At 68.0% G+C, this 23,028-nt stretch carries 25 protein-coding genes and 1 pseudogene; 12 read left to right on the top strand and 14 right to left on the bottom strand.

All coding sequences use genetic code 11. The features are described 5' to 3' along the window. Window positions 1–73 precede the first annotated feature (73 nt). The 5 genes from GO999_RS15950 (at window position 74) to GO999_RS15970 (ending at window position 3,611) form a co-directional block, all read left to right on the top strand. On the top strand, window positions 74–430 hold the full coding sequence (locus tag GO999_RS15950) for a hypothetical protein (RefSeq protein ID WP_011000114.1): 357 nt from the start codon (window positions 74–76) through the stop codon (window positions 428–430). Between the two features lie 78 nt (window positions 431–508). Then, on the top strand, window positions 509–1,264 hold the full coding sequence (locus tag GO999_RS15955; RefSeq protein ID WP_071011947.1) for a YdcF family protein: 756 nt from the start codon (window positions 509–511) through the stop codon (window positions 1,262–1,264). Between the two features lie 285 nt (window positions 1,265–1,549). After that, on the top strand, window positions 1,550–2,458 hold the full coding sequence (locus GO999_RS15960) for a prohibitin family protein (protein WP_028860075.1): 909 nt from the start codon (window positions 1,550–1,552) through the stop codon (window positions 2,456–2,458). Next, window positions 2,455–2,673, top strand: a complete 219-nt coding sequence (locus GO999_RS15965) for a hypothetical protein (protein WP_020830898.1) — start codon at window positions 2,455–2,457, stop codon at window positions 2,671–2,673. Before GO999_RS15960 ends, GO999_RS15965 begins: the two co-directional genes overlap by 4 nt. Further along, on the top strand, window positions 2,646–3,611 hold the full coding sequence (locus GO999_RS15970; RefSeq protein ID WP_011000111.1) for a LysR family transcriptional regulator: 966 nt from the start codon (window positions 2,646–2,648) through the stop codon (window positions 3,609–3,611). Before GO999_RS15965 ends, GO999_RS15970 begins: the two co-directional genes overlap by 28 nt. Before the next feature lie 20 nt (window positions 3,612–3,631). Here the strand turns inward: GO999_RS15970 and GO999_RS15975 are convergent, their stop codons facing one another. From GO999_RS15975 to GO999_RS15990, 4 genes are all read right to left on the bottom strand, one after another. Then, window positions 3,632–4,159 carry an SRPBCC domain-containing protein gene (locus GO999_RS15975; RefSeq protein ID WP_237180284.1) on the bottom strand — a complete coding sequence of 176 codons (528 nt, stop codon included), beginning with the start codon at window positions 4,157–4,159 and terminating at the stop codon, window positions 3,632–3,634. 225 nt (window positions 4,160–4,384) lie between these two features. Further along, window positions 4,385–5,398: an N-acetyl-gamma-glutamyl-phosphate reductase gene (gene argC, locus GO999_RS15980; protein ID WP_016722548.1), complete on the bottom strand. Its 1,014-nt coding sequence runs from the start codon at window positions 5,396–5,398 to the stop codon at window positions 4,385–4,387. A gap of 135 nt (window positions 5,399–5,533) precedes the next feature. Next, entirely contained in the window at window positions 5,534–6,034 is a 501-nt protein-coding gene (gene yiaA / locus GO999_RS15985; protein ID WP_011000108.1) for an inner membrane protein YiaA, read from the bottom strand. A 136-nt stretch (window positions 6,035–6,170) separates the two neighbouring features. Further along, window positions 6,171–6,956 (bottom strand): exodeoxyribonuclease III, encoded by a 786-nt coding sequence (locus GO999_RS15990; RefSeq protein ID WP_011000107.1) that lies wholly within the window; start codon window positions 6,954–6,956, stop codon window positions 6,171–6,173. A 31-nt stretch (window positions 6,957–6,987) separates the two neighbouring features. Between GO999_RS15990 and pyrE the strand changes: the two genes are divergently transcribed. Continuing rightward, window positions 6,988–7,668 (top strand): orotate phosphoribosyltransferase, encoded by a 681-nt coding sequence (pyrE, locus tag GO999_RS15995; protein ID WP_016722549.1) that lies wholly within the window; start codon window positions 6,988–6,990, stop codon window positions 7,666–7,668. Between the two features lie 118 nt (window positions 7,669–7,786). Here the strand turns inward: pyrE and GO999_RS16000 are convergent, their stop codons facing one another. The 4 genes from GO999_RS16000 to GO999_RS16015 all read right to left on the bottom strand — a co-directional run bounded on the left by GO999_RS16000 (window position 7,787) and on the right by GO999_RS16015 (window position 11,385). Continuing rightward, window positions 7,787–8,614: a polyphosphate kinase 2 family protein gene (locus GO999_RS16000; RefSeq protein WP_011000105.1), complete on the bottom strand. Its 828-nt coding sequence runs from the start codon at window positions 8,612–8,614 to the stop codon at window positions 7,787–7,789. Window positions 8,615–8,668: 54 nt separating this feature from the next. Next, window positions 8,669–9,547, bottom strand: coding sequence for a diaminopimelate epimerase (gene dapF / locus GO999_RS16005; RefSeq protein ID WP_211906391.1), 879 nt, complete (start codon window positions 9,545–9,547; stop codon window positions 8,669–8,671). Window positions 9,548–9,625: 78 nt separating this feature from the next. Further along, window positions 9,626–10,519 carry a lipid A biosynthesis lauroyl acyltransferase gene (locus GO999_RS16010; RefSeq protein ID WP_016726804.1) on the bottom strand — a complete coding sequence of 298 codons (894 nt, stop codon included), beginning with the start codon at window positions 10,517–10,519 and terminating at the stop codon, window positions 9,626–9,628. A gap of 17 nt (window positions 10,520–10,536) precedes the next feature. After that, window positions 10,537–11,385 (bottom strand): lysophospholipid acyltransferase family protein, encoded by an 849-nt coding sequence (locus tag GO999_RS16015; protein ID WP_016726803.1) that lies wholly within the window; start codon window positions 11,383–11,385, stop codon window positions 10,537–10,539. Between the two features lie 240 nt (window positions 11,386–11,625). On the opposite strand from GO999_RS16015, the gene metK reads away from it, so the two are divergent. After that, complete coding sequence (gene metK, locus GO999_RS16020) at window positions 11,626–12,816, top strand: methionine adenosyltransferase (protein ID WP_011000101.1); 1,191 nt, start codon at window positions 11,626–11,628, stop codon at window positions 12,814–12,816. Window positions 12,817–12,888: 72 nt separating this feature from the next. On the opposite strand, the gene GO999_RS16025 is transcribed toward metK, so the two are convergent. From GO999_RS16025 to GO999_RS16035, 3 genes are all read right to left on the bottom strand, one after another. Further along, complete coding sequence (locus GO999_RS16025; RefSeq protein WP_011000100.1) at window positions 12,889–13,182, bottom strand: GYD domain-containing protein; 294 nt, start codon at window positions 13,180–13,182, stop codon at window positions 12,889–12,891. 244 nt (window positions 13,183–13,426) lie between these two features. Further along, window positions 13,427–14,032 (bottom strand): hypothetical protein, encoded by a 606-nt coding sequence (locus tag GO999_RS16030; protein ID WP_231137497.1) that lies wholly within the window; start codon window positions 14,030–14,032, stop codon window positions 13,427–13,429. Then, entirely contained in the window at window positions 14,013–14,603 is a 591-nt protein-coding gene (locus tag GO999_RS16035) for a hypothetical protein (protein WP_231137498.1), read from the bottom strand. Before GO999_RS16035 ends, GO999_RS16030 begins: the two co-directional genes overlap by 20 nt. A 264-nt stretch (window positions 14,604–14,867) precedes the next feature. Here GO999_RS16035 and GO999_RS16040 point away from each other — a divergent pair, with 264 nt between their 5' ends. Further along, on the top strand, window positions 14,868–15,749 hold the full coding sequence (locus GO999_RS16040) for an AraC family transcriptional regulator (RefSeq protein WP_071091699.1): 882 nt from the start codon (window positions 14,868–14,870) through the stop codon (window positions 15,747–15,749). A 20-nt stretch (window positions 15,750–15,769) separates the two neighbouring features. Here the strand turns inward: GO999_RS16040 and GO999_RS16045 are convergent, their stop codons facing one another. Further along, window positions 15,770–17,743, bottom strand: coding sequence for an acid phosphatase (locus GO999_RS16045; RefSeq protein ID WP_211906392.1), 1,974 nt, complete (start codon window positions 17,741–17,743; stop codon window positions 15,770–15,772). A 253-nt stretch (window positions 17,744–17,996) separates the two neighbouring features. Here GO999_RS16045 and GO999_RS16050 point away from each other — a divergent pair, with 253 nt between their 5' ends. Further along, window positions 17,997–19,133, top strand: coding sequence for an HPP family protein (locus tag GO999_RS16050; protein WP_011000097.1), 1,137 nt, complete (start codon window positions 17,997–17,999; stop codon window positions 19,131–19,133). Between the two features lie 13 nt (window positions 19,134–19,146). Here GO999_RS16050 and GO999_RS16055 read toward each other — a convergent pair whose 3' ends face one another. Then, the gene (locus tag GO999_RS16055; RefSeq protein WP_016722558.1) at window positions 19,147–19,755 is read right to left on the bottom strand and encodes a glutathione S-transferase; all 609 of its coding nucleotides are present in this window, start codon (window positions 19,753–19,755) and stop codon (window positions 19,147–19,149) included. A 141-nt stretch (window positions 19,756–19,896) separates the two neighbouring features. Between GO999_RS16055 and GO999_RS16060 the strand changes: the two genes are divergently transcribed. The 3 genes from GO999_RS16060 (at window position 19,897) to GO999_RS16070 (ending at window position 22,560) form a co-directional block, all read left to right on the top strand. Next, window positions 19,897–20,355: an Lrp/AsnC family transcriptional regulator gene (locus GO999_RS16060; protein WP_011000095.1), complete on the top strand. Its 459-nt coding sequence runs from the start codon at window positions 19,897–19,899 to the stop codon at window positions 20,353–20,355. Window positions 20,356–20,663: 308 nt separating this feature from the next. Beyond that, entirely contained in the window at window positions 20,664–22,112 is a 1,449-nt protein-coding gene (locus GO999_RS16065) for a lactonase family protein (protein WP_111375310.1), read from the top strand. A gap of 226 nt (window positions 22,113–22,338) precedes the next feature. Then, entirely contained in the window at window positions 22,339–22,560 is a 222-nt protein-coding gene (locus tag GO999_RS16070) for a hypothetical protein (protein ID WP_211906393.1), read from the top strand. 120 nt (window positions 22,561–22,680) lie between these two features. Here GO999_RS16070 and relB read toward each other — a convergent pair. After that, window positions 22,681–22,914, bottom strand: a pseudogene (relB, locus tag GO999_RS16075) (type II toxin-antitoxin system RelB family anti-toxin transcriptional regulator); the annotation flags it as partial. Window positions 22,915–23,028 lie beyond the last annotated feature (114 nt).

Consider the following 23,028-nt stretch of genomic DNA (forward strand, 5'->3'; position numbering starts at 1 on the left):
AAACCTCAAACTCGTCACCGCCCTCCGGCACCACAATCGCGCATGCCTGTTCAGCCCGATTGGTGAGTCGCCCATGCTCCGCTACCTCCTGCTTCCGGTGGCCTGCGCTGCCGCCCTGACCACGGCGCTGCCGCCGTCAGCCCTCGCCCAGACGGCCTCCGCCCCGGCGGCGGACGACGAAGCCCTGCGCAACATCCAGAGCAACTTCGCGCGCATGGCCCCGCCGCCGCGCACGATGCAGTCCATCAACCAGGACCTGCAGCAGCACCGCAGGCCCTCGGGCAAACGCCCGGATGGCGCTCCGGGACGTGGCCGGAAGCCGCCGCCCGACAGCGCCAACGCAGACGGCAAGCCGCCCGCCCCGCCCGATGGCCCGCCGCCGTCCGACGCACCGCCTCCCGATGGGCCGCCGTCCGCAACCAACCCGTAAGCCGGCAGGTCGCGCAAACGCTGATTCCTCTTTACGATGGCGAGCCATCCACCCTGGCCTACCGAACCGGAGGAACCCGTGAGCCTGCCCGTGCTGTTCTTGCTTGTCATCGTCACCGCGATCTGCGCACTGCGCCGGCGGCGCCGGACCGCGCGCGGGCTGGCGGCCGTCTCGCTCGCGCTGGTCATCGCCATCGGCTGCGGGCCGGTGCCGGCGTGGCTGCTCGATTCGCTGGAGGGCCCGTTCGAGGCGCGGCCCGCGGTGATCTGGGGCAAACGCAATGCCATCGTGCTGCTGGGCGCCGGCACGCGGCGCGTCGAGGGCGGAGTTGAGCCGGGCGTTTTCTCCTATCCGCGCCTGATGGAAGCGGCGCAGCAGTACCAGGCCTGCCGCAAGACGGGCGCCGACTGCAAGATCCTGGTCAGCGGCGGCGACGCGCGGCACCACGGCGATCCGGAAGCCACGGTCTACCAGCGCGCGCTGCTGGCCATCGGCATCGGCGCGGACGACGTGCTGCTCGAACCCAACAGCATGAACACCTGGCAGAACGCGCAGTTCTCGCGCACGGCGCTGGCCGCCTACGCGCCCGAGCGCACGGTGCTGGTGTCGTCGGCCATCCACCTGCGCCGCAGCCTGCTGTATTTCGCGCACTTCGGCATGATGCCGACGCCGGTGCGCGCGGACGACCTGCAGGCCACGCCCTCCCCGCTGCCGCTGGCGTTCAACTTTGCGATGACGGACTACGCGCTGCATGAATGGATCGGCATCGCGCGCTATCACGTCTACAACGCGCTGGGATGGAACCCCGCGCGCGTGAGCCCCGGCCAGGCCTGAGCCCGCCGCGCGCCTAGCGCGTTTGACACAAGCCTCTAAAGCTTCCGGACAGCCGGCAAAAATCCGGCGCCGGACTATACTTGCTGCATTGCAACATCCCCGACATTGCAATGCGGCACCTCGGTCGTATTGACGCCCCCATCGGCAAGCACGCTTGCCGCCATCACCCGCCCACCGGGCGCGGCCATCCCTGACGGGAATCGCTGACCCTTCCTGCGCCAGCCACCGGGCATGCCGCCCGGCCCGCCAGCTACACCACCCATACAACAAGCAAGGGGAATCCACATGCCTCAAGTCACGGCAAGCAAGCTGCCGCTCAAGCTGCTCGCGCTCGTCTTCGGCGCCGTGCTGGCGCTCGCGGTCGCGCGCACCTTCCTGCTGACCTGGCAGATCATTCCGCCGGGCTACACCGGCATCAAGATCAACCGGCTCGTGGACCGCGGCATCACGCGCGAGAACGTGGTCACCGGCTTCGTGTTCTACAACCCGGTGCAGACCGCGCTCATCCAGTACCCGACCTTCGTCCAGCGGGTCATCTGGACGCAGGACGTCAACGAAGGCCACGCGCTCAACGAGGAGCTGACCTTCAACACGAAAGACGCCGTGCCGGTCAATGTCGACGTGGCGGTGTCGTACCAGCTCGATCGCGACAAGGTGCCCGACTTCTACACGAACTTCCGCGCCGACCGCATCGACAGCTTCACACACGGCTACCTGCGCGACACGGCGCGCAACGTCATCGTCGCCATCGGCTCGGAATACAGCTTCGACGACGTGAACGGCGCCAGGAAGGAGGAGTTCGTCTCGCGCCTGACCAGGGAACTGGATACGCGGCTGATGCCGCTGGGCGTGTCGATCAAGCAGTTCGGCATCGTCGGTTCGCTGCGGCCGCCGCGCGCGCTGCTCGATGCGGTCAGCGCCAAGACCAAGGCCATCCAGGATGCGATCCGCACGGAGAACGAAGTCCGCTCCGCGCAGGCCGAGGCCAAGAAGAAGGTGGCGATCGCCGAAGGCGAAGCGGCCGCGAACCACGCGCTGGCGTCCTCGCTGGATGACCGCCTGCTGGCCTGGGAGCGCCTGAAGCTGGAGCGCGCCGCCATCGAGAAATGGAATGGCGTGACGCCGAGCGTCATGGGCGGCACGAGCGGAGGTGGCATGCTGTTCAACATCCCCATGGGACCGCAGAGCCGATGAGCCCGCCGGCCGACCTGCCGGTCGGCCACCATCCGCACGATCCGGCTACAGGAACGCGCCTTCGGGCGCGTTTTTTCCGCCCGCGCGACGCGGCCCAGCATCGTTGGATTGTGCTGCCGGCGCTCCTTGTGCAACCGAAGGCCGAGCGCTATAAGACGGAAGCCCTCCTCATCGCCAAGAAATCAGCATGCGCGATATCAGAACCCTGGACCTGAACCTGCTCAAAGCGCTGGACGCGCTGCTGGACGAGCGCAACGTCACGCGCGCAGCGGTCCGGCTGGCGATCACGCAACCGGCGATGAGCGGCATGCTGACGCGGCTGCGCGACAGCTTCGACGACCCGCTCTTCGTGCGCACGCAGCGCGGCGTCGTGCCCACCCAGCGTGCGCTGGAGCTGGCCGGACCGGTCAAGCAGGTGCTGGGCGAAGTCGACGCGCTGCTTCAGCCGCCGACCTTCGACCCGTCGACGGCGAGCCTCACGCTGTCCGTGGCGGCCACCGACTATGGGCTGCGGGCCGTGGTGGTGCCGTTCCTGCTGGCGCTCCGGCAGCGCGCCCCGCACGTCCGGCTGGCAGCGCGGCCGGTCAAGGATGCCCTGGTGCAGGCGCAGCTCGAACGCGGCGAGCTCGACCTCGCCCTGCTGACGCCGGACAGCACGCCGGCCGACCTGTACGCCCGCCACCTGTTCGAAGAGCGCTACGTCTGCGCGCTGCGCCGGGACCATCCGGATGCGAGAGACGGCCGCCTGTCGCTCGACCGGTTCTGCGCCCTCGATCATGCGCTGGTGTCGTACGTGGGGGGCGGTTTCGCGGGCGTGACGGATGAAGCGCTGGCCAGGCTCGGCCGGACGCGCCGGGTGACCTTGTCCGTGGGCAGTTTCCTGATCCTGCCCGAGATCCTGCGCGCGAGCGACCTGGTCGCCGTGGTGCCGCGGCGGCTGGTTGCGCAGGTGGAGGGCCTGGCGCTGCTCGATCCGCCCATCGAGATCCCGGGCTTTACCAAGGTCGTCGCCTGGCATGCGCGCACGCATCGGCATCCCGGCCACCGCTGGCTGCGCGCGCTGCTGTTCGAGACGTGCGGCACGCCGGATACGGCCCCCTCGCAAGTGCCCGCGGAAAGCGGATCGGACCTCCACTTCCCTGCGGGTACCTGACCCGCCAGCCAGCCACCAGGTTACCGACCGGCTGCCGCGCGCACGCCCTCGACCGCGCTGCGCGCCAGGCCGTCGACCCACGCCTGGTGGGCATTGAGCATGGGGTTGGGCAGCGTCCGCGCCAGTCCCCGGGCCGGTTCGCCGATCTGCGTCTCTTGCGTGAGGATGCGCACGCGGCCGCCGGGCAGGTCCTCGAACAGCCAGGCATGGTGCACGTCCAGCCGCGCCTGCGCATCGCCCTCGACCCAGCCGTGCCAGGCGATGCGGGCCGGCTTGCCGCCAGCGGGCGGCTCGTACTCGGTCACCTCCGCCTCCACGGGAAAGCTGAAGGTCGTGAAGCGGAAACGGGCACCATGGCGCAGCCCGGGCCCCGAGCCGTCATGGAAGCGGATGTCCGAGACGTTGCCGTAGCAGGCCGGCCAGGCCGCGGTGTCGTTCAGCCAGGGCCATACGTCGGCCGCGCGCAGGCCGGCCACGATGGTCTCGTTGGAAACATAGTTGTCGGTGGTGCCCGGCAGGAACCGCTCGGGCCAGACGATCTCGCTCATGGCATGCATCCTTGGCATTCAGTCCAGCAGAAACAGAAGGACGCGGTGGCCGGCCGGCTGGCGCTGCCAGGCATCGCGTTGCCTGGAATGATGCGGGCCCGGCAGTCATCAATCCAATCATCATTGGATATTTCTGTCATACGGATATCTGATAACAGGATGCGCGCGCCGCCCAAGAAAAACGCGCCCGAAGGCGCGTTCCACATGCTGCGGCGGCGTCGAGCGTCAGGTCGCGAAATCCGGCGCGGCCTCGCGCACCGGGTGCGCCGGGCCTTCGGCCTTGACGGGGGCTTCGACGTGCAGGCTGGTCGCCTCGTCCACGCCCAGGTGCACGTTCATGCACTGCACGGCGGCGCCGGCCGCGCCCTTGCCCAGGTTGTCCAGGCGGGCGGTGACGACCATGCGCTCGTCCGAGCCGAACACGAACAGGTCGGCGCGGTTGGTGTCGTTGGCGCCCTGCACGTCGAAGAAGCCGTTGTCGAGCGTCTCGACGTTGTCGGCCGGGGCGACGCGGATGAACTGCTCGCCCTGGTAGTAGTCGGCGAAGACCTTGGCGATATCGGCCGGGCTGACCTTGCGCGCCAGGTGCTGCGGATGCAGGCCGATCGTCACGGCCAGACCCTTCAGGAAGTTGCCCACCACCGGCGTGAAGATCGGCGGCAGGGCCAGCTTGCTCTGCACGCGCATCTCGGGCAGGTGCTTGTGCGTCAACGCCAGCGCGTAGGGACGCGGGCTCTGCAGCTTGGGGTTATCGGCGGCGAGGTAGTCGGCGATCATCTTCTTGCCGCCGCCGCTGTAGCCGGTCAGCGAGAACGCGGTGATGGGGTAATCCGCCGGAACGATGCCGGCCTCCACCAGCGGGCGCATCAGCAGCACGAAGGCGCTGGCGTGGCAGCCGGGCACGGCGATGCGCTTGCTGTTGCGCAGGCGCTCGCGCTGGCCGGGCGCCAGCTCGGGCAGGCCGTAGGCCCAGTCGTCCGAGGTGCGGAACGCGGTGCTGGCGTCGATGATGCAGGTGTTGGGGTTGTCGACCAGCGACACGGCCTCGCGCGAAGCGACGTCCGGCAGGCACAGGAAGGCCACGTCGGCGGCGTTCAGGAATTTGGCGCGCTCGGCCGGGTCCTTGCGTCGGTCTTCGGCGATACGCAGGAGCTCGATATCGTCGCGCTGCGACAGATAATCGAGCAGACGAAGGCCGGTGGTGCCTTCCTGACCGTCGACGAAAACCTTGAATGCCATGGCGATCTCGCTAATAACAAAGGAGCCAAACGCCGCGCCGGCCCCGTGCCGGCGCGTGAGCCTTGCATTGTAGCGGCTGTGGTGGAAATTGCCGCATCGCCGCAAAAATGTGGCGGACCGACCGCCCGTGCCGGATCAGCCGCGGCGCACCGGCGTCTCGGATGCCGCGGCCGGGTTCAACGCCGGCGCCTTGGGCGCCTCCTCGCGCAACTGTGCCAGGCGTGCCTCCAGGGTCACCGGCTTGGTTGCGGTGATGTCGCGGGTGTTCTTCTGGACAGCAATGGCGCCGAACAGCGCCAGCGCGTAGGCCATGCCGAAGAAGCCCTTCTCGCTCTGGGCCAGCGTGGCGTTGTAGAGGCCGACGCACAGCAGCCCCACCGCCAGCAGCGCGGACAGCCAGCACAGGCCGTAGTAAATGCCGGTGACCGGAACGTCTTCGACCCGGTCGCGCACGGACTTCTGCACCGACACCGCCGCGAACAGCCCGTAGACGAGGACGGTGAAGTAATAGCCGCGCTCGTTGAGCTGCATGTTCGCGTTCCACACACCGATCAGGTAGGCGGCAAACCCGAGCAGCAAGGCCGTCCACGAGACGGCAACGAATGCGAACGACGGCGGTTGGACTTGCGGCTTCATCAGGACTCCCTCGGGCAATGGTGTTATTGGCGCGCCAATTTACCATCCGCCCGGCGCCGCATGGTTAAGCTTCACGCACACGGCCAGCAACGCCCCGATCGCCGCCGGGCGGATCGGAGCCGCGCGGCAGTGCTGCTTACCCGTGCAGCTTGGCGTCGTAGTCGACCGTCAGCGGGGCATGGTCGCTGAACTTGATGTCCCGGAAGATCGACGTGCTGCGCGCCGTGGCGGCGATGCCCGGCGTGGCGATCTGGTAGTCGATGCGCCACCCGACGTTCTTTGCGTAGGCCTGGCCGCGGTTGCTCCACCAGGTGTACTGCTCGGGGCGCGGGTCCAGCGTGCGGAAGACATCCACGTAGCCGACCTCGTCGAACAGCCGGGTCAGCCATGCGCGCTCCTCGGGCAGGCAGCCGGAGTTCTTCTGGTTGCCCTTCCAGTTCTTGATGTCGATTTCCTTGTGGACGATGTTGACGTCGCCGCACAGGACGACCTCGCGGCCCTTCTCGTGGCGCAGGTCGGTCAGGTGCTGCATGAACAGGTCCATGAAGCGGTACTTGGCCTGCTGGCGCTCCTCGCCGCTGGAGCCGGACGGCACGTAGACCGAGATGATCGACAGCTTGCCGTAGCGCGCCTCGACGTAGCGGCCCTCGGCATCGAACTCGCCGCCGTCGAAGCCGACGATCACGTCGTCCGGCTGATGCCGCGCGTACAGGCCCGCGCCGCTATAGCCCTTCTTGACGGCATGCTGGAACACGCCGTGGTAGCCGTGCGGCGCCAGGAATTCCGGGGTCATGTCGTCCTGCGCGCATTTCAGTTCCTGCACGCAGACGAAGTCGGCGTCCTGCTTGCCCATCCATTCGAAAAAGCCCTTGCTGGCGGCGGAGCGGACGCCGTTGAGGTTGGCGGAAATGATGCGTAACATGGCGGGACTTTTTGCAGACCAGAGAAAAAAGATGAGCCAAAACAGCGAGTTGCGCCAATCCTTCATCCGCTTCGCGGTGGAAGCCGGCGTACTGTCGTTCGGGGAATTCGTGACCAAGGCGGGGCGGACGTCGCCCTATTTCTTCAACGCCGGCAAGTTCAGCGACGGCGCGCTGCTCGGCCAGGTCGCGCAATTCTATGCGAAAACCCTGCTGGACTCGGGCGTGCAGTTCGACATGCTGTTCGGCCCCGCCTACAAGGGCATCACGCTCGCTTCGGCCACCGCCGTGGCGCTGGCCGGCATGGGCCGCAACGTAGGCTTCGCCTACAACCGCAAGGAAGCCAAGGACCACGGCGAAGGCGGCAGCCTGGTCGGCGCCAAGCTGCAGGGCCGCGTGGTGATCGTCGATGACGTGATCTCCGCCGGCACCTCGGTGCGCGAATCGGTGGAGCTGATCCGCAACGCGGGCGCCACCCCCGCCGCCGTGCTGATCCTGATGGACCGCATGGAGCGCAGCGGCAACGCCGTCGACATCGGCGAGCGCTCGGCGGTGCAGGACGTGCAGGCGCAATACGGCATGCCGGTGGTGTCGATTGCCAACCTGGATGATCTGCTGGGGTATCTCGACCATGCCGGCGATCCGGCGCTGGCGGGTTATCGTGCCAAGGCGGCGGCGTATCGGGACAAGTACGGCGTCAGCGCTGTTGTTTGATTGGTTTTGCGTTTTGGGCTGAGTGCTTTTGGCGCTTGCTTTGGGGGTGGAGCTTGGCGGCTCCCCCGATTTCGTCCCCCGCCAGGGCCGGGACGAACGCCAAGCCCCCCCAAGAAGATCATTCGATCTTCACCACCTCAAAAGCCGGATTCCCCTCCGGATACTCCGGCTTCATCCGCTCCAGGACGTGCAGCATGATCTCCGCCACCATCAGGTTGCGGTGCGACTTGGAATCCGCCGGCACGACATGCCAGGGCGCCTCGGGCGTCGCGGTGGCGTTGATGGCGTCTTCGTAGGCCACCATGTAGTCGTCCCAGTATCGGCGCTCTTCGATGTCGGCGGGATCGAATTTCCAGTGCTTGTGCGGATCGTCGATGCGCTCCTGCAGGCGCGCGCGCTGCTCGTCCCTGGAGAGGTGCAGAAAGCATTTGACGATGGTCGTGCCGGTCTCCTCGAGCATCCGCTCGAAGGCCCTGATGTGCTCATAGCGGCGCTTGCATTCGGCAGCATCGATGTCGCCGTGCACCCGCGTGATCAGCACGTCTTCGTAGTGGCTGCGGTTGAAGATGACGATCTCGCCGCGCGCCGGCACCTGGGCATGCACGCGCCAGAGAAAATCGCGCGCCAGTTCCTGCGGCGTCGGGGCCTTGAAGCCGGCCACGCGCAGGCCCAGCGGATCGAAGGCCCGGAACACGCCGCGCACGGTGCCGTCCTTGCCGGAGGTGTCCATGCCCTGCAGGACCACCAGCAGCTTGCGGTGGTGCTCGGCGTAGAGGATGTCCTGCAAGGTATCCAGCCGGACGGACAGTTCGGCCAGCCGCGCAATGTCGCCGGCCTTGGTGCCGGTGGTGCAGGGCTTGGCCGCGGGGTCGGCCTTGGCGATCTTGAACCTGCCGCTGCCGTCGAACCGCCAATCGTCCAACGGGGTCTTGCCGTTCGATCCCATCGAGCCTCCTTGTTGTCGTTCTGACGCAGCGGCCGGCGCCGCGGCCTGCCGCGCTCAGTGCGCGGCGGTCTGCTTCAGTGCGTCCAGGTCCAGCGTGCCTTCGAACACGGTCGTGGCCGGGCCGGTCATCATCACCGGCTCGCCCTCGCCGGCCCAGGCGATGGTCAGGTCGCCGCCGTGCGTGGTCACCTTGACGGGCGAATCCAGCAGGCCGCGCCGGATCCCCGCCACCGCCGCCGCGCAGGCGCCCGTGCCACAGGCCAGCGTCTCGCCGGCGCCGCGCTCGTACACGCGCAGGCGGATGGCGTGGCGGTCGGCGATCTCCATGAAGCCGGCATTCACGCGCCTCGGAAACACAGCGTGCGACTCGATCAGCGGGCCGTCTTCCAGCACCGGGAAGGCTTCCGCGTCATCGACCACCTGCACCGCGTGCGGGTTGCCCATCGACACGGTGGACAGCCACGCGGCGCGGCCGTTGATCTGCAGGGCGTGCTGCGTGTCGCGGCCTTCCACGCGGGTGGGCAGGGCATCGGGCACGAAGGGCAGGCGCGCGGCCTCGAACACCGGGGCGCCCATGTCGACCGTCACCTGGCCGTCGGGCTGCATCGTCAGCGTGGCGATGCCGTTCATCACTTCGACGCGGATGGTGCGCTTGTCGGTCAGACCACGGTCGGTAACGAACTTGACGAAGCAGCGCGCGCCGTTGCCGCACTGCTCCACCTCGCCGCCGTCGTGGTTGAAGATGCGGTAGCGGAAATCGACGTCGGGGCGGGTGGAGCGCTCCACCAGCAGCAGTTGGTCTGCGCCCACGCCGAAGTGGCGGTCGGCGATGGCGCGCCACTGTTCGGGGGTGAAATCGATCGGGGTCGCGATGCCGTCGAGCACGACGAAGTCGTTGCCGGCGCCGTGCATCTTGGTGAAGTGCAGTTTCATGGCAGGCCGCGCGGGGGCGGCGGTCAGCGTTCGGAAAGCGCCCATTCTAAAACGAGCCGGCCGAACGCAGCGGCCCGCTCAGTAGATGCCCGGCTCGCCGGGCGGGCGATGCTTGAAGCGCTTGTGCACCCAGTAGTACTCGGTGATGCGCGGGCGGATGGCGTCTTCGAAGAAGGCGTTCATGCGGCGCGTATCGGCGCTCAGGTCGCCGGTCGGATAGTCGTCCCAGGCCGGCAGGATGCGCAGCACGTAGCCCTGGTAGTCCGGCAGGATCTCGGTGTACATCGGGACCACCTTGGCGCCGGTCAGCGCGGCCATGCGCGGGATGGCGTTGAGCGTGAGCGCTTGCACGCCGAAAAACGGCACGAACTCGGCGTCGCGCTCGCCGAAGTCCATGTCGGAGATCAGCTGCAGCGCCTCGCCGCGCTTGATGGTGCGCATGATCTGGCGGATGTTCTCGTTGCGCGACACCATGGTCGCGCCGAAGCGGCTGCGCAGCGCCTTGATCGCCGCATCCAGCGCCGGGTTGGCCATGCGCGTGTAGAGCGAGCAGCCGGCGTTGCCGACGTGCTCGCGCAGGTAGTCCGTCAGCGCCAGCGCGCCGATCTCCACGCCCGACAGGTGCAGCGTGACGAGAATGTGCGGCGAGCCGTGCAGTGCGGGCAGGTTGGCTTGGTCGTCGATCTTCACCACGCGCTTGAGCCGCTGCTCGGACGCGAACCACGCGAACGAGCGCTCGGCGAAGCTGCGGAACACCTTGCGGAAGACCTCGTGCGCGATGGCCTCGCGCTCGGCGTCGGACTTTTCGGGGAAGCACGCCTTCAGGTTGGCCAGCACCACGCGGCGGCGGCCGTTGGGGATGCGATACAGCAGCCCGCCCAGCCCTTCGCCGAAGCGGGCGACGAAACCGTACGGGAAGAAGGACAGCAGCCACAGGAAGCCGAGTCCGAGTTTGGCAGTGAAACGTTCCATAAAGTGCGGCAGCAGCGTCAGGCAGCGGGCGGGGCGTCCACGCCCTTCGGTCGCTTGTAGCGGTTATAGCCCCAGAGATATTGCGTCGGTGCCAGGGCAATCAACTGTTCGATTTCGGCGTTGATGCGGGTGGCGGCGGCAGTCGCGTCTTCGGGTAAATCACCGATCACACGCAGGTGTAGACGATAGCCCTTGCCGCGCGGCAGGCGCTCGCTGAACACCACGGCCACAGGGGCACCGGTCAGCCGGTGCAGGCGGTGCACCAGCGTCATCGTATAGGCGGGCTTGCCGAAGAACGGCGCCCAGACGCCCTCGCCCGCCGTGGGCGTCTGGTCGGGCAGGATGCCCACAGCCTCGCCTCGCTTGAGTGCGCGCACCACCATGCGCACGCCGCGCGAGTCGGCGGGCGCCATCTGCATGTTCGGCCGCGTGCGCATGCGCTCGATCCAGGCGCGCAAGCTTTCCTGGTGGGGCGGCTTGAACATCGACGTGACCGGCAGGCGCCGCGCGTAAGCCTGCGGCAGCACTTCAAAGCAACCCAGGTGCGGGGTCAAGAAAATGACGCCGCGGCCGTTCTCTAGCAGGCGCTCGCAAGTCGGCCAGCAGTCGTCGATCAGGTCCGGCGTGATGTCCGTCCCGTTCTTGCGCATCCAGAAGTACGGCATCTCGAACACCATGCGGCCGGCGGATCGCCCCGCTTCCTTGAGCATGGCGGGCGTGACGTCGGGATAGGCGTGGCGGAAATTGGCGACGAGCCGGTCGTGATAGCGGCCCGGCACCCGTGCCGCCAAGGCTCCCAGCCAGCCGCCCAGCGCCTGCAGCCACGACAAGGGCCAGCGTGAAAACAGCCAGAACAGGAAGGTCATGCGTGCATGCGCGGGAGTGTTGGTCGCGTGAGACAGGGGAAAAAAGGGCCTCGAATCGCCGTCCGGCAAGACCCCGAAGTGCCGCGTATAATAGCGCGATTCGCTGAGTTAACTGACAACTTGCGGGGCGAATCCTTGTCCGGCCACAAACCTGGATGAGGTTGATAAATACCGCTAAAGCGTCGCCGGCCGTGGCACAAACGGATTGGCAACGTGATAGCCGATCTGGAGCTAACAGCCGTGTCAAACGACTTCCTCTTCACCTCGGAGTCGGTCTCCGAGGGCCATCCGGACAAGGTCGCCGACCAGATTTCCGACGCCATCCTGGACGCGATCCTCGCCCAGGACAAATATGCGCGCGTCGCCGCGGAAACGCTGTGCAACACCGGCCTGGTGGTGCTGGCCGGCGAGATCACCACGTCCGCCAACGTCGACTACATCCACGTCGCGCGCGAGACCATCAAGCGCATCGGCTACGACAACACCGACTACGGCATCGACTACAAGGGCTGCGCGGTGCTGGTCGCCTACGACAAGCAGTCGCCCGACATCGCCCAGGGCGTGGACCGCGCGTCCGACGACTACCTGAACCAGGGCGCCGGCGACCAGGGCCTGATGTTCGGCTACGCCTGCGACGAAACGCCTGAGCTGATGCCCTTCCCGATCTACTACGCGCACCGCCTGGTCGAGCGCCAGTCGCAGCTGCGCCGCGACGGCCGCCTGCCCTGGCTGCGCCCCGACGCGAAGTCGCAGGTGACGGTGCGCTACGTGAACGGCAAGCCGCACAGCGTCGACACCGTGGTGCTGTCCACCCAGCACGCGCCGGAGATCTCGCAGGAGCAGATCCGCGAGGCCGTGATCGAAGAGATCATCAAGCCGGTGCTGCCCTCGCACATGCTGGCCGAGACCAAGTACCTGGTGAACCCGACCGGCCGCTTCGTCATCGGCGGCCCGCAGGGCGACTGCGGCCTGACCGGCCGCAAGATCATCGTCGACACCTATGGCGGCGCGGCCCCGCACGGCGGCGGCGCGTTCTCGGGCAAGGACCCGTCCAAGGTGGACCGCTCGGCCGCCTACGCCGCGCGCTACGTGGCCAAGAACGTGGTGGCGGCGGGCTTGGCGCGCCAGTGCCAGGTGCAGGTGAGCTACGCCATCGGCGTGGCGCGTCCGATCAACATCACGGTGTACACCGAAGGCACCGGCGTGATCCCGGACGAGCAGATCGCCAAGCTCGTGCAGGAGCACTTCGACCTGCGTCCGAAGGGCATCGTGCAGATGCTGGACCTGCTGCGCCCGATCTACGGCAAGACCGCCGCCTACGGCCACTTCGGCCGCGAAGAGCCGGAGTTCAGCTGGGAAGCCACCGACAAGGCCCAACTGCTGCGCGAGGCAGCCGGGCTGGCCGGCGAGCCGGTCAAGGCGTTCGCGTAAGCACGGCGCCGCCGCACGGAAGAAACCGCCCACCGGGGCGGTTTCTTTTTATGTGCCGCGCGAATCCGCACATCAAGGCATCTTGCTGAGGATCTGGTTCATCTCGTCCAGGGAGAACGCCCGCAGCGTCTCCGAGCGGACGTTGCCGGCCATGCCCAGTGCCAGTCCGAACGCCGTCATGGTGGCATCGTCCGGCCCCTCGAAGATCACCGCGAGGTCATACTGGCCCAGCGTCCAGTAGATCTCTTTCATTTCGATGCCGAACGACTTGGCCAGATCGCGGGCCGCGGCGGCCCGCCTGGTGGTGTCCTTCACGCTGCGGATGCCCTGGTCGGTGAAGTTCAGCAGGGCGAGAAAAGTGGCCATGGTGCGTCTCCTGATCGGCGGGAGTCGGGGGTAGCATCGCGCGCCGCCGAAACGCGCAGGAAGAAGTCACCTGCAATGAACGCGCCATGCGGCGCGACGCCGGCCATCGTGAGCACATGGCATCGACAGACACCCGGTCGCGCAGGCCCGCGCAAGCGAAACGGTTTCAGGCGCGATACATCGGCGCGCCCAACAAAAAACCGCCCCAAAGGGCGGCTTCTTGTTGCTGGCGCAACGCGTGTATCTAGGGCGTGGCCACAGCGGCCCGGAACGCGGCGTCGTCCAGCAAAGCGCCGACCAGCTTGCGGTACAGCGCCTCGTACTGCCCCGCTGCCAGCGGAATCGCGGCGACTCCGATAAACGGAGAATCCCACGACGCCTCCGCGCGCAGCGCATGGTCGTAGCGCACCGTGCCGGCCCGGGTGACCACGAACCGCGCCGCCAGCGCCGCCTTGCCGGTCCCGACCGGAGTCTCCACGGTGCTGTCGAGCAGCGTGCCGGTGATCACCACATCGGATTTGGCATCAAGAAGGCCTGCCGATTGCAGTTCCACGCGCAAGGTCTCGCGCAGGTATTGGGCAAACGAGCCCTCCACCGGCGAGCGCACCATGTTGCTGCGGATGTTGACCCCCTTGTCCAGGCTCGCGGACTGTGCCGTGTCCAGCGTGAACTTGCCCACCTCGACCGGCCCGATGGCGGGGCTGCCGCTACGTAGTTTCGCGGCGTTCTCGATGGTCGGCTTGGGCGGGTTCATCGGCATTTCTGCGCAGCCGGCCAGCAGCGAGGCGGCGGCCAGCAACGCCATCCCCCCTGCGCGCGCCATGCCGGAATCAGTTGAACGCCGGGTCATAGGACAGATCCTTCAACGCATTGCTCAGCACGTCGCGCGTCATCTGCTGGACGGCATCCAGCATCGATGCCGACTTCTGCACGCCGGCCGGCGGGTTGGCGTTGCCCATCGTGGTGTGGATGGCATGGCGTGCCGTCTTCACGATCGGGGTGGCTTGCCCTGCCGGCAGATAGCTCACCGTGCAGATGTAGCCGTCGGTGACAGCACTGCCGGCCAGGCCAAAGGTCAGGCCCGTGACAAAGCCTTTGCCCGCGGCATTCTCCGTGAGCGGCACGTTGTTCAGCGTGACGCTGAGCATGCCGATGTTCGGCGTCGGATCGGTAGCGACCTTGGAGAACATGCCGGTATCCATCACTTCCTTGGCGACGGTGTCTTTCAGGAGCGTGGTGGCCCGCTGGTTGGGCCCTCCTTTGGTCTGGAACTCGAACACCAGCTGCACCGGCTTCGGATCGGCAACCTTCTTCATCTCCGATACCGGGACTTCCTTGGTGGCCGTATCGACGTAGACGCTTGCGCAACCCGTCAACAAGGCCGCGCCGGCCAGTGCCGTTGCCATGACGATGCGGCGCATGAAAGCTCCGCCCCCAAACTTGCTGTTGTTGTTTTGCATACCCTGATTCTTCTTGTGTACGGTCGACTCGGATACGTCTGCACAGGCTGTCTGCGTACCGGTCAGCCCGGCGGACGGCGCCCCGATGGGGCTCCGGGATGCTATCAGAGGAAAAGGGCACATCGCGTCCCGTTGAAGAGGGGTGCCCCGGCAGCACAATCGAGCAATCCCGATCAGGCGCACATCACCCCGCCCCGTTACCGTATCGCAAACCAGGAGTTCGCATTGACCACCGCCGCCGACCGCTACCTCGCCCGCCTGCGCAACGTCCTCGCGCACATCGACGCGCATCTGGACGAGACGCTGGACGTGGCGCGGCTGGCCGAGGTGGCGGCGTTCTCGCCGTACCACTTTCATCGGCAGTTCACGCTGCTGTTCGGCGTGAACGTCGGACGCTATGTGCAGTTGTTGCGGCTCAAGCGCGCCGCGCACCAGCTCGCCTATCGGGACGCCGCGCGCATCACCGACATCGCGCTGGCATGCGGGTATGAGGGGCCGGAGGCCTTTGCGCGTGCGTTCCGCAAACAGTCGGGGCAATCGCCGTCGGCGTTCCGCGCGGCGCCGCAGTGGGGCACCTGGGCCACCGATCTACAGGCGCTGCGCGCCCTCAGGAGCGAACACATGCCCGCACAACCGCAACCCCATGCCGTCGAGATCATCGAACGCGAGGACGTGCCCGTCGCCGCCATCGAGCATCGCGGCGATCCGGCGCGCCTGGGCGAGACCCTCCGCGCCTTCATCGCCTGGCGCAGGGCGAACCGCCTGCCGCCCGCGGTGAGCGCCACCTACAACATCGTCTACGACAACCCGGACGACACGCCGCCCGAGGCGTTCCGCATGGACATCTGCGCGGCCACGCCCGCACCGGTGGCGCCGAACGCGCCCGGGGTGGTGGGCAAGACCCTGGCCGGCGGCCGGTACGCGGTGCTGCGCCATGCCGGTTCGGACGACACGCTGGACCAGACCGTCGCCTACCTGTATGCCGAATGGCTGCCGGCCAGCGGGGAAGAACCGCGCGATGCGCCGCTGCTGTTCCAGCGCGTGCGGTTCTACCCCGATGTGCCCGAGCACGAGGCCGTGACGGACGTACTGCTGCCGCTGCGCTGACAGCGGCGCGCGGGCCGGGCTCAGGCGTCCAGGCGGATCTGGATGCCGGTCGACGTGTAGAGCGCGGTGGCCTTGAAGCCGTCGACCACGACCGAGGTGAACTGGCGGTTGCTGCCGGCGCCGTCGATCACGGTGATCGTGTCGCCCACCTTGGGCGTGTAGCCGCTCGCGAACTTGACGTGCAGCGTGCCGCCCGCGATCGTCGTCAGGCCCGCCACGCTCAGTTTGCCCTGGCCGTTCGCGCCGATGTCGAGCTCCAGCGTGGTGCCCTGCAGCTGCGTGAACTTGCCGGCGACATTCAGCGCCGACGGTGCGTTGACGACCAGCGTGCCGCCGCCCAGGTACACGTCGCCCGTGCCGAACGCGGTGGCCGAGTCGGCCTCCAGCACGCCGCCCGCGACCTGCGTGCCGCCCGTGTAGGTGTTGCTGCCGGCCAGGCGCAGCATGCCGGTGCCCTGCAGCGTCAGCTTGCCCGCGCCGGCAACCGCGTTGCGCCAGGTGTCGGCGGCATTGAAGCCGCCCTGCGAGGCATCCATCGACACGACCACGCTGCCGTTGAACGCGCCATAGCCGTCGGCGGCCGCGAACAGGTTCAGGCGGCCCCAGCCTTCGGCGTCGTCCATCACCGGGTAGCCGGAGGCCAGCTCGGTGGTCTTCAGCACCACGCGGCGCTGGTCGGCGCTCAGGTACGGGAAGCGCGTTTCCAGCAGCACCTCGGCGCCCTTGGGCACCACCGGCGCCAGCGCCGTGCTGTTGATCTGCGAGAAGCCGAAGGTCATGCGCCGCGTGAAGTTGGCCTGGTTGGTGGCGTAGTCGGCGAAGCGGTCGGTGGTGAGGGTGCCGGACTGCGCGAAGGCAGCGAACGTGGTGGCATCGGTGCCGGTCTGCGCCATCAGGGCGGTGTGCGCCTGGGTGTAGGCGGTGGCCTTGAGCGTGGCGTTGGCCGGGTCATAGAGGTTGGCGGCCACCGCGGCCAGGCCGAGCATGCGCCCGCCGATCACGTCCAGCGGCGAATGCATGCCCGCGAAGATGCGGTTCTCGCCCAGCTCCAGGCCGCGGGCCAGCATCTGCTGGAAGCGCTCCGGCACCAGATAGGCCATCGCCATGGCATCGCGCACGGCTTCGGCGGAGTGGCCGCTGATGAAGCCGCCGTCGGTGGCCGGGTTCGAGCTTTCGGCCGGCACCAGCGTCGGCACGACGACCACGCTACTGCTCCAGCGGTACGGCCGCGCGTACTTGTAGAAGCGCTTGGCCGGCTCGGTGGAGGCGTTGTTGCCCATGGTGTTGATCAGGTCCACCACCTTGCCGAAGGTGGTGTTGCCGCTCGCGGTGCTAACACCGGTGTTGTTGCCGGAGTCGTTGTACAGCACGGTGGTGGCATCGGCCGGCACGGTGGTGATGGAGGTGGTCTGCTGGGTCAGCGTGCGCCAGGTGGTGGTCAGCGGCCCCATGCCGTCGGTCACGCTGTAGCCCTTGCCGCGCCGGTCGTCGAAGTAGGCGGCGTCGGCCTGGGCCTGCGTGCGGCCGGTGGTGGCGCTGACGACATATTGAACGTTTGCGTTGAGCACCGGCAGATTGAGCTGGGTGCCGCCTGCCGTGCCGTCGTTGGGCAGGCCCGTCCAGGTGGACGCGACCACGGCGGGGAACGACCCGTTGGCGGGCGCCGACACGCCGGCGTCAACGATCTCCGTCAGCGGCTGCCACAGGTCCAGGAAGCGCGTGAACAGCCGCACACCCGCGTTGGTGCCCAGCGTCGCATAGCGCGCATCGCCGCGCTGGTTGGTGGCGATGTTGTCGACGAAGGCCGGCACCGAGGTCGCCACGGGTGCCGAATCGACGAAGCCCGGATCGGCCGGCGGCGCGGGAATGGCCTGGACGGTGGCGACGGAGTTGTCGCCGGCGGCGGTGTCGTCGCCGCCGCCGCAGGCGGTCAGGGCCAGAGCGCCGCAGACCGCGACGAGGCCGGATTGGAAACGCGTGGTGTTGATGGACATGGAGCAACCGGACCGACTGGTCCCAGGTGAAGGGCAAAGCACCGGAGTATCGGCAGCGTCGGTGACGCGCGCGTGACATCTTGGTGACGACCGTTGTCACACATCGGCTTGCCCCGATCCGGGCGGTGTCCGGTCGCGCCGCGATTTATGTCACAACGTGATATAGTCCGTTTCCCTGCCCGGCGCCCCGGGCATCGTCCTAGTCACGGTGAGGCCTGCCGCAGGCGATCGCCGCCATCCCCCAAGACCCATCGTGTACCGCCTTGCCCTGCTGCGCTGGTTCGCCAGCTTCGCACCCGCTCCCGTGACCGTCCGCTGGACCGAGCGCCTGCGCTCGGCGGCCGGCGCGCTGATCGGCATCCTGTTCACCGGCGTGGCGATGCGCTACGTGCCGGTCGCCCCCGTGCCTGTGCCCCTGCTGGTGGCGCCGATGGGCGCGTCGGCGGTGCTGCTGTTCGCCGTACCGGCCAGCCCGCTGGCGCAGCCGTGGTCCATCATCGGCGGCAACCTGGTGGCCTCCGTGGTGGGCGTGACCTGCGCGCGGATGATCGGGGACCCGGTGCTGGCCTGCGCGCTGGCGGTGTCGCTGGCCATCGGCGGCATGTTCGCGCTGCGCTGCGTGCATCCGCCCTCGGGCGCGGTGGCGCTGACGGCGGTCCTCGGCGGGCCGGCCGTCCATGCGCTGGGCTATCGCTTCGTGCTGGAGCCGGTGGCCCTGCAGTCGGCGCTGCTGCTGGTGGCCGCGATCGCCTACCACGCCGTGACCGGACACCGGTATCCGCATGCCCATCGGCGCGCGGCCACCGAGCATGCGCCGCCGCCAGGCGGGCTGACCCGCGCGGACGTGCTCGCCGCCCTGCGGCGCCAGGGCGAGTGGCTCGACATCGACCCCGAAGACCTGACCGCGCTGCTGCAGGAAATGCAGCAGCAGGCCTATGCCCGCACCTTCCACACGCTCACCTGCGCAGACATCATGACGCCCTCGGTGGTGACGGCATCGGCGGCCACCTCGGTGCCGCACGCGCTGCGCCTGCTGCAGCGGCACGGCGTGAAGGCCCTGCCCGTGATCGACGACGGTCGCCGGCTGATCGGCATCGTCACGCGCGCCGACCTGGCCGGTACGGCCCCACGCGCGCCGCGCCAGCGGCTGCGCGACTGGTTCGCCATCGGCGCGATGACGCCGCCGCGCGTGCGCGGCGTGATGAACCCGCGCGTGCTCACCATCCGCGCCGATGCACCGATGGCCGACCTGGTGCCGATGTTCGCCAGCGCCGGGCACCACCACATCCCGGTGGTGGATGCGCACGGACGGCTGGCCGGCATCCTCACGCAGGCCGACGTCATCCATGCGCTGTACCGCCAGGCATCGCTCCAGCGGCAGGCGGTCTGAGCGCGCGGCCGCCTTACTCGATCGGCGTCTCGCGAAAGACGTCCAGCTGCTCCGCCGCGACGCAGAAGGCTGCCAGCCGCGGATAGTCCGCCGCCGGCACGCGGTCGGACGCCATCAGCTGGATGAAGCCCCACGCCACGGCGGCGGTCAGGTCGGACTGGGACAGGGCGCGCTGATCGACCGGCACGGGCGCCTCGCCCAGCGCGGCCTCCAGGGCCCCGACAGCGGCGTTCAACTGGCCCTGCACCCGCTCGACCCACGGGGCGTGCCTTTTCTCGGCGGGGCGCAGGTTGCATTCGTAGACGATCTGGACCGCCTTCTCGCAGGCCGCCAGCGCCAGGCCGACGACGCGCAATGCCTGCCGGCGCGCCGGCAGCGCGGCCGGCATCAGGCTGCGGCCGGCCAGTGCCTCTGCGTAGTCGAGGATCAGCGTCGAGTCCATCAGCACCGTGCCGTCGTCGCACACCAGCGTGGGCGCCTTCACCACCGGGTTGATGGCACGGAACGCATCGAAATGGCGGAACACCGACACCGGCGCATGCTCGAACGGCAACCCGAGCAGCTTGAGTGAAATGGCGGTGCGGCGCACGTAGGGCGAATCGAGCATGCCGATCAGTTTCATTGCCTCTCCGGAAGGGGTCTGGTCAGGTGTGTGAAGACAGCGCCTCGTATGATAGGCAGCCGCGCCCGCACGCCGAAAGGCGTTTACATCCAAAATCGGGCCGGTCGGCCGATGATGCATCGGCCCCTTGTGGAGTCGGGCATGGAACTGGACAAGAAGGACTGGCTGATCCTCGAAGCGCTGCAGACCGATGCGCGGCAGAGCCTGGCGGCGCTGGGCAAGCGCATCGGGCTGTCGCAGCCGGCCATGAGCGAGCGCGTGCGCAAGCTCGAGGACGCCGGCGTGATCGAAGGCTACGGCGCGCGCGTCAACCTGCGCCGGATCGGCATCGGCCTGCAGGCGATCATCCAGATCGAGACCACGCATGCCCACATCCGCAAATACATCCAGCTGTTCGAAGCGATGCCCGAGGTGCTGGAAGCCAGCCGCGTGACCGGCGCGCACTGCTTCATCGTCCGCTGCGCGATCGCCGAGCCGGGCGACCTGGAGCGCGTGGTGGACAGCCTGGCCGTGCACGGCGCCGTCACCACGTCGCTGGTGCTGTCAACCCCGGTGGCCAAGGCGGTGACGGTCCGGACGGCGCGCAGGCAAGGAGTCTGAGCCCACGCCGTTGCCCATGACAGGCCGTCCGGCCGGAAGCCCCGCAGGCCCCAGGCTGAACGTGAGCCTGCGCAATCCGGTGCCCGAGACAGCATCGGCCGCGTATGGCGTGCGCAAACGGCATGCCGGCGGCGAGCACCGCACGCAATAGGACGTGTGGCCAAGGCATGTTTCGGTCAATTGACCTATGTCGACGAGCCTGCCCCGGCTCCTATGCTTCCCCAAACAGCGCGCGAAGAACGGGGGCCGCCATGACCGCAGAGCATCCCGCCCAGACGGGGCAATCAGCAACGGCAGGTCGGTGGGCGGTGCAACCCTGTCCTTCGGAGGCGCCGCGCGTCCTGCATGCGCTCACGCGGCGCGGCATGGCGCTGGCGCTCGCGGCCACGCTGTCGCTCGTGCTGTCCGCCTGCGGCGGCGGGGGCGATGACACGGCCGCGGCCACCACGACGCCGCCGTCGAGCAACGCCGTGACGCCGACGCCGTCACCCTCACCGGCGCCCGCGCCGACCTACTCGGTGGGCGGCACGGTAGCCGGCCTGGGCTCGGGCCTGTCGGTGAAGCTGCTGAACAACGGCGGCGACGCGGTCACCGTCACCGCCAACGGCAACTTCCAGTTCCCCACCGCGCTGGCGAGCGGCGCGCAATACGCGGCGACCGTGGGCACGCGCCCATCGGGGCAACAGTGCACGATCGGCAACGACAGCGGCACGATGGGCTCGGCCAACGTCACCAACATCGCCGTGACCTGTTCGACGCGGCCGCTGTTCGCCTATACGGCCAACTCGAACGACAACACGGTCTCCGCCTACACGCTGGACCCGACCACCGGCGCACCGACCCTGATCGGCACACCCATCTCGGTAGGCCAAGGGCCGCTGTCGCTGATCGCGGACAAGGCCGGCAAGTTCGTCTACGTCGTCGACGGCAACGACAACAGCGTCACCACGCTGGCGATCGATTCGGAGACCGGCCTGCTGACCATCTCGGGCACGCCGGCCGCAACGGGGATGCAGCCGTTCAACATCGCGCGCACGCCGGCCAGCACGTTCGCGTACACCACCAACTTCGGCGACAACACGCTGTCGGGCTTCTCGATCAACGCGACGACCGGCGTGCTCACCTCGATCGGCACCATCGCGGCGGGCACCAATCCGTACACCATCGTCATCAACAAGGCCGGCACCTTCGCCTACGTGGTGAACGCGGCCAGCGGGGCGGGCACGCCATCGGCCATGGTCTTCTCGATCAACGGCGCCACCGGCGCGCTCACAGCGGTGGGCAGCCCGGTCGCCACCGGCAACGCACCGTTCTACATCGCGCTGCATCCGGCCGGCACGTTCGCCTACGTGGCCAACTCGCAGGACAACACCGTCCAGGTATATGCCATCAACCAGACCACCGGCGCGCTGACCGCCGTGGGCTCGCCGGTGGCCACCGGGCAGGGGCCGATCCCGATCGCCATCCATCCGTCCGGCCTGTTCGCGTACGTGGGCAACGTGTTCGATAACACGGTCAGCCTCTACGCCATCAACACAAGCACCGGCGCGCTGACGCTCAAGAGCACGCTCGCCACCGGCAACGATCCGCTGGCGATCACGCTCAACGATGCCGGCAGCATCGCCTACATCGTCAACGGCGTGGACCATGACGTGGTCGCCTACGCGGTGGACAGCAGCACCGGTGCGCTGACCTCGGTCGCTACCGCGCAGACCGGGCTGCTGCCGCGCGCGTTCGCCATCGTGGCGGTGCCGTAAATCAGGCAAGCTCACCGGCCTGGTGCCGGTTGCCGAAGAAACGACGATGCCCTGCCCGCGCGAGGCATCGTCACATCTGGCCGCAGCCGACGGCGTCAAGTGACGGTGACTGCGTGACGCACGATCCGCTCGCCAGCGGTCGGCTCAAAAATCCTTACATTCGGTGTACTTTGGTCCGGGCGTTCGTGACACCATGAACGTCCCCCAACCCGGAAGGAGAATGGCCATGGGACTGTTGGATGAAGTCGGCAAGATCGCAGGCGCGGTGGCGGCAGTAGAAGCCACGGAAAAGCTCGACCCGGATGCCTCGCTGCTGACCAAGGGCATCGCGGCCATCGCGGGCTTCAAGGGCGCCGGCGCGCTGGAAGGCATGCTGGAGAAGAAGGAAGAGGACGCCAAGGCAGAGGATCCGGCGGCCACGCCGGACGGCTCGACGCCGCAGGCCTGAATGCGCCGCGTGCCGTGACAGGGACCCCGCCGGTTGGCGGGGTTTTTGTTGATGCGGCGCCGGGCGGGACCGCGGCAACCTCCACAACGCGTGGACGTGCCTGCCCGCGGCAGGCTTCGCTCACGAAAACAAGGCCAATCCGTGCTTTTGCACAAGCTGGAGCAGGCGTGCAGCCATGCCGCTCGGCTTCTTGTCACCCTGCTTCCACTGCCGGACCGTTGACGTGGTCGTATTGAGATAGGCCGCAAACACGCTCTGACTGACGTTGACCGACTGGCGGATACGGGCAATGGCCGGCGCATCGAAAGCCGGCACGGCCTCGATACAGAGCGCGTCGTATTCGCGCATGGTCTTTATATGGACGCCTCCTGTTTGGCAAGATGTCGATGAGTTGTCGAACAAGTAAGAAGGCTGCGGTTTTATATCCGGCCTATACAGGACGAACCCCGCTGGCCCCTATGGAATCCG

The organism is Ralstonia nicotianae (genome assembly GCF_018243235.1).
Taxonomy (GTDB): domain Bacteria; phylum Pseudomonadota; class Gammaproteobacteria; order Burkholderiales; family Burkholderiaceae; genus Ralstonia; species Ralstonia nicotianae.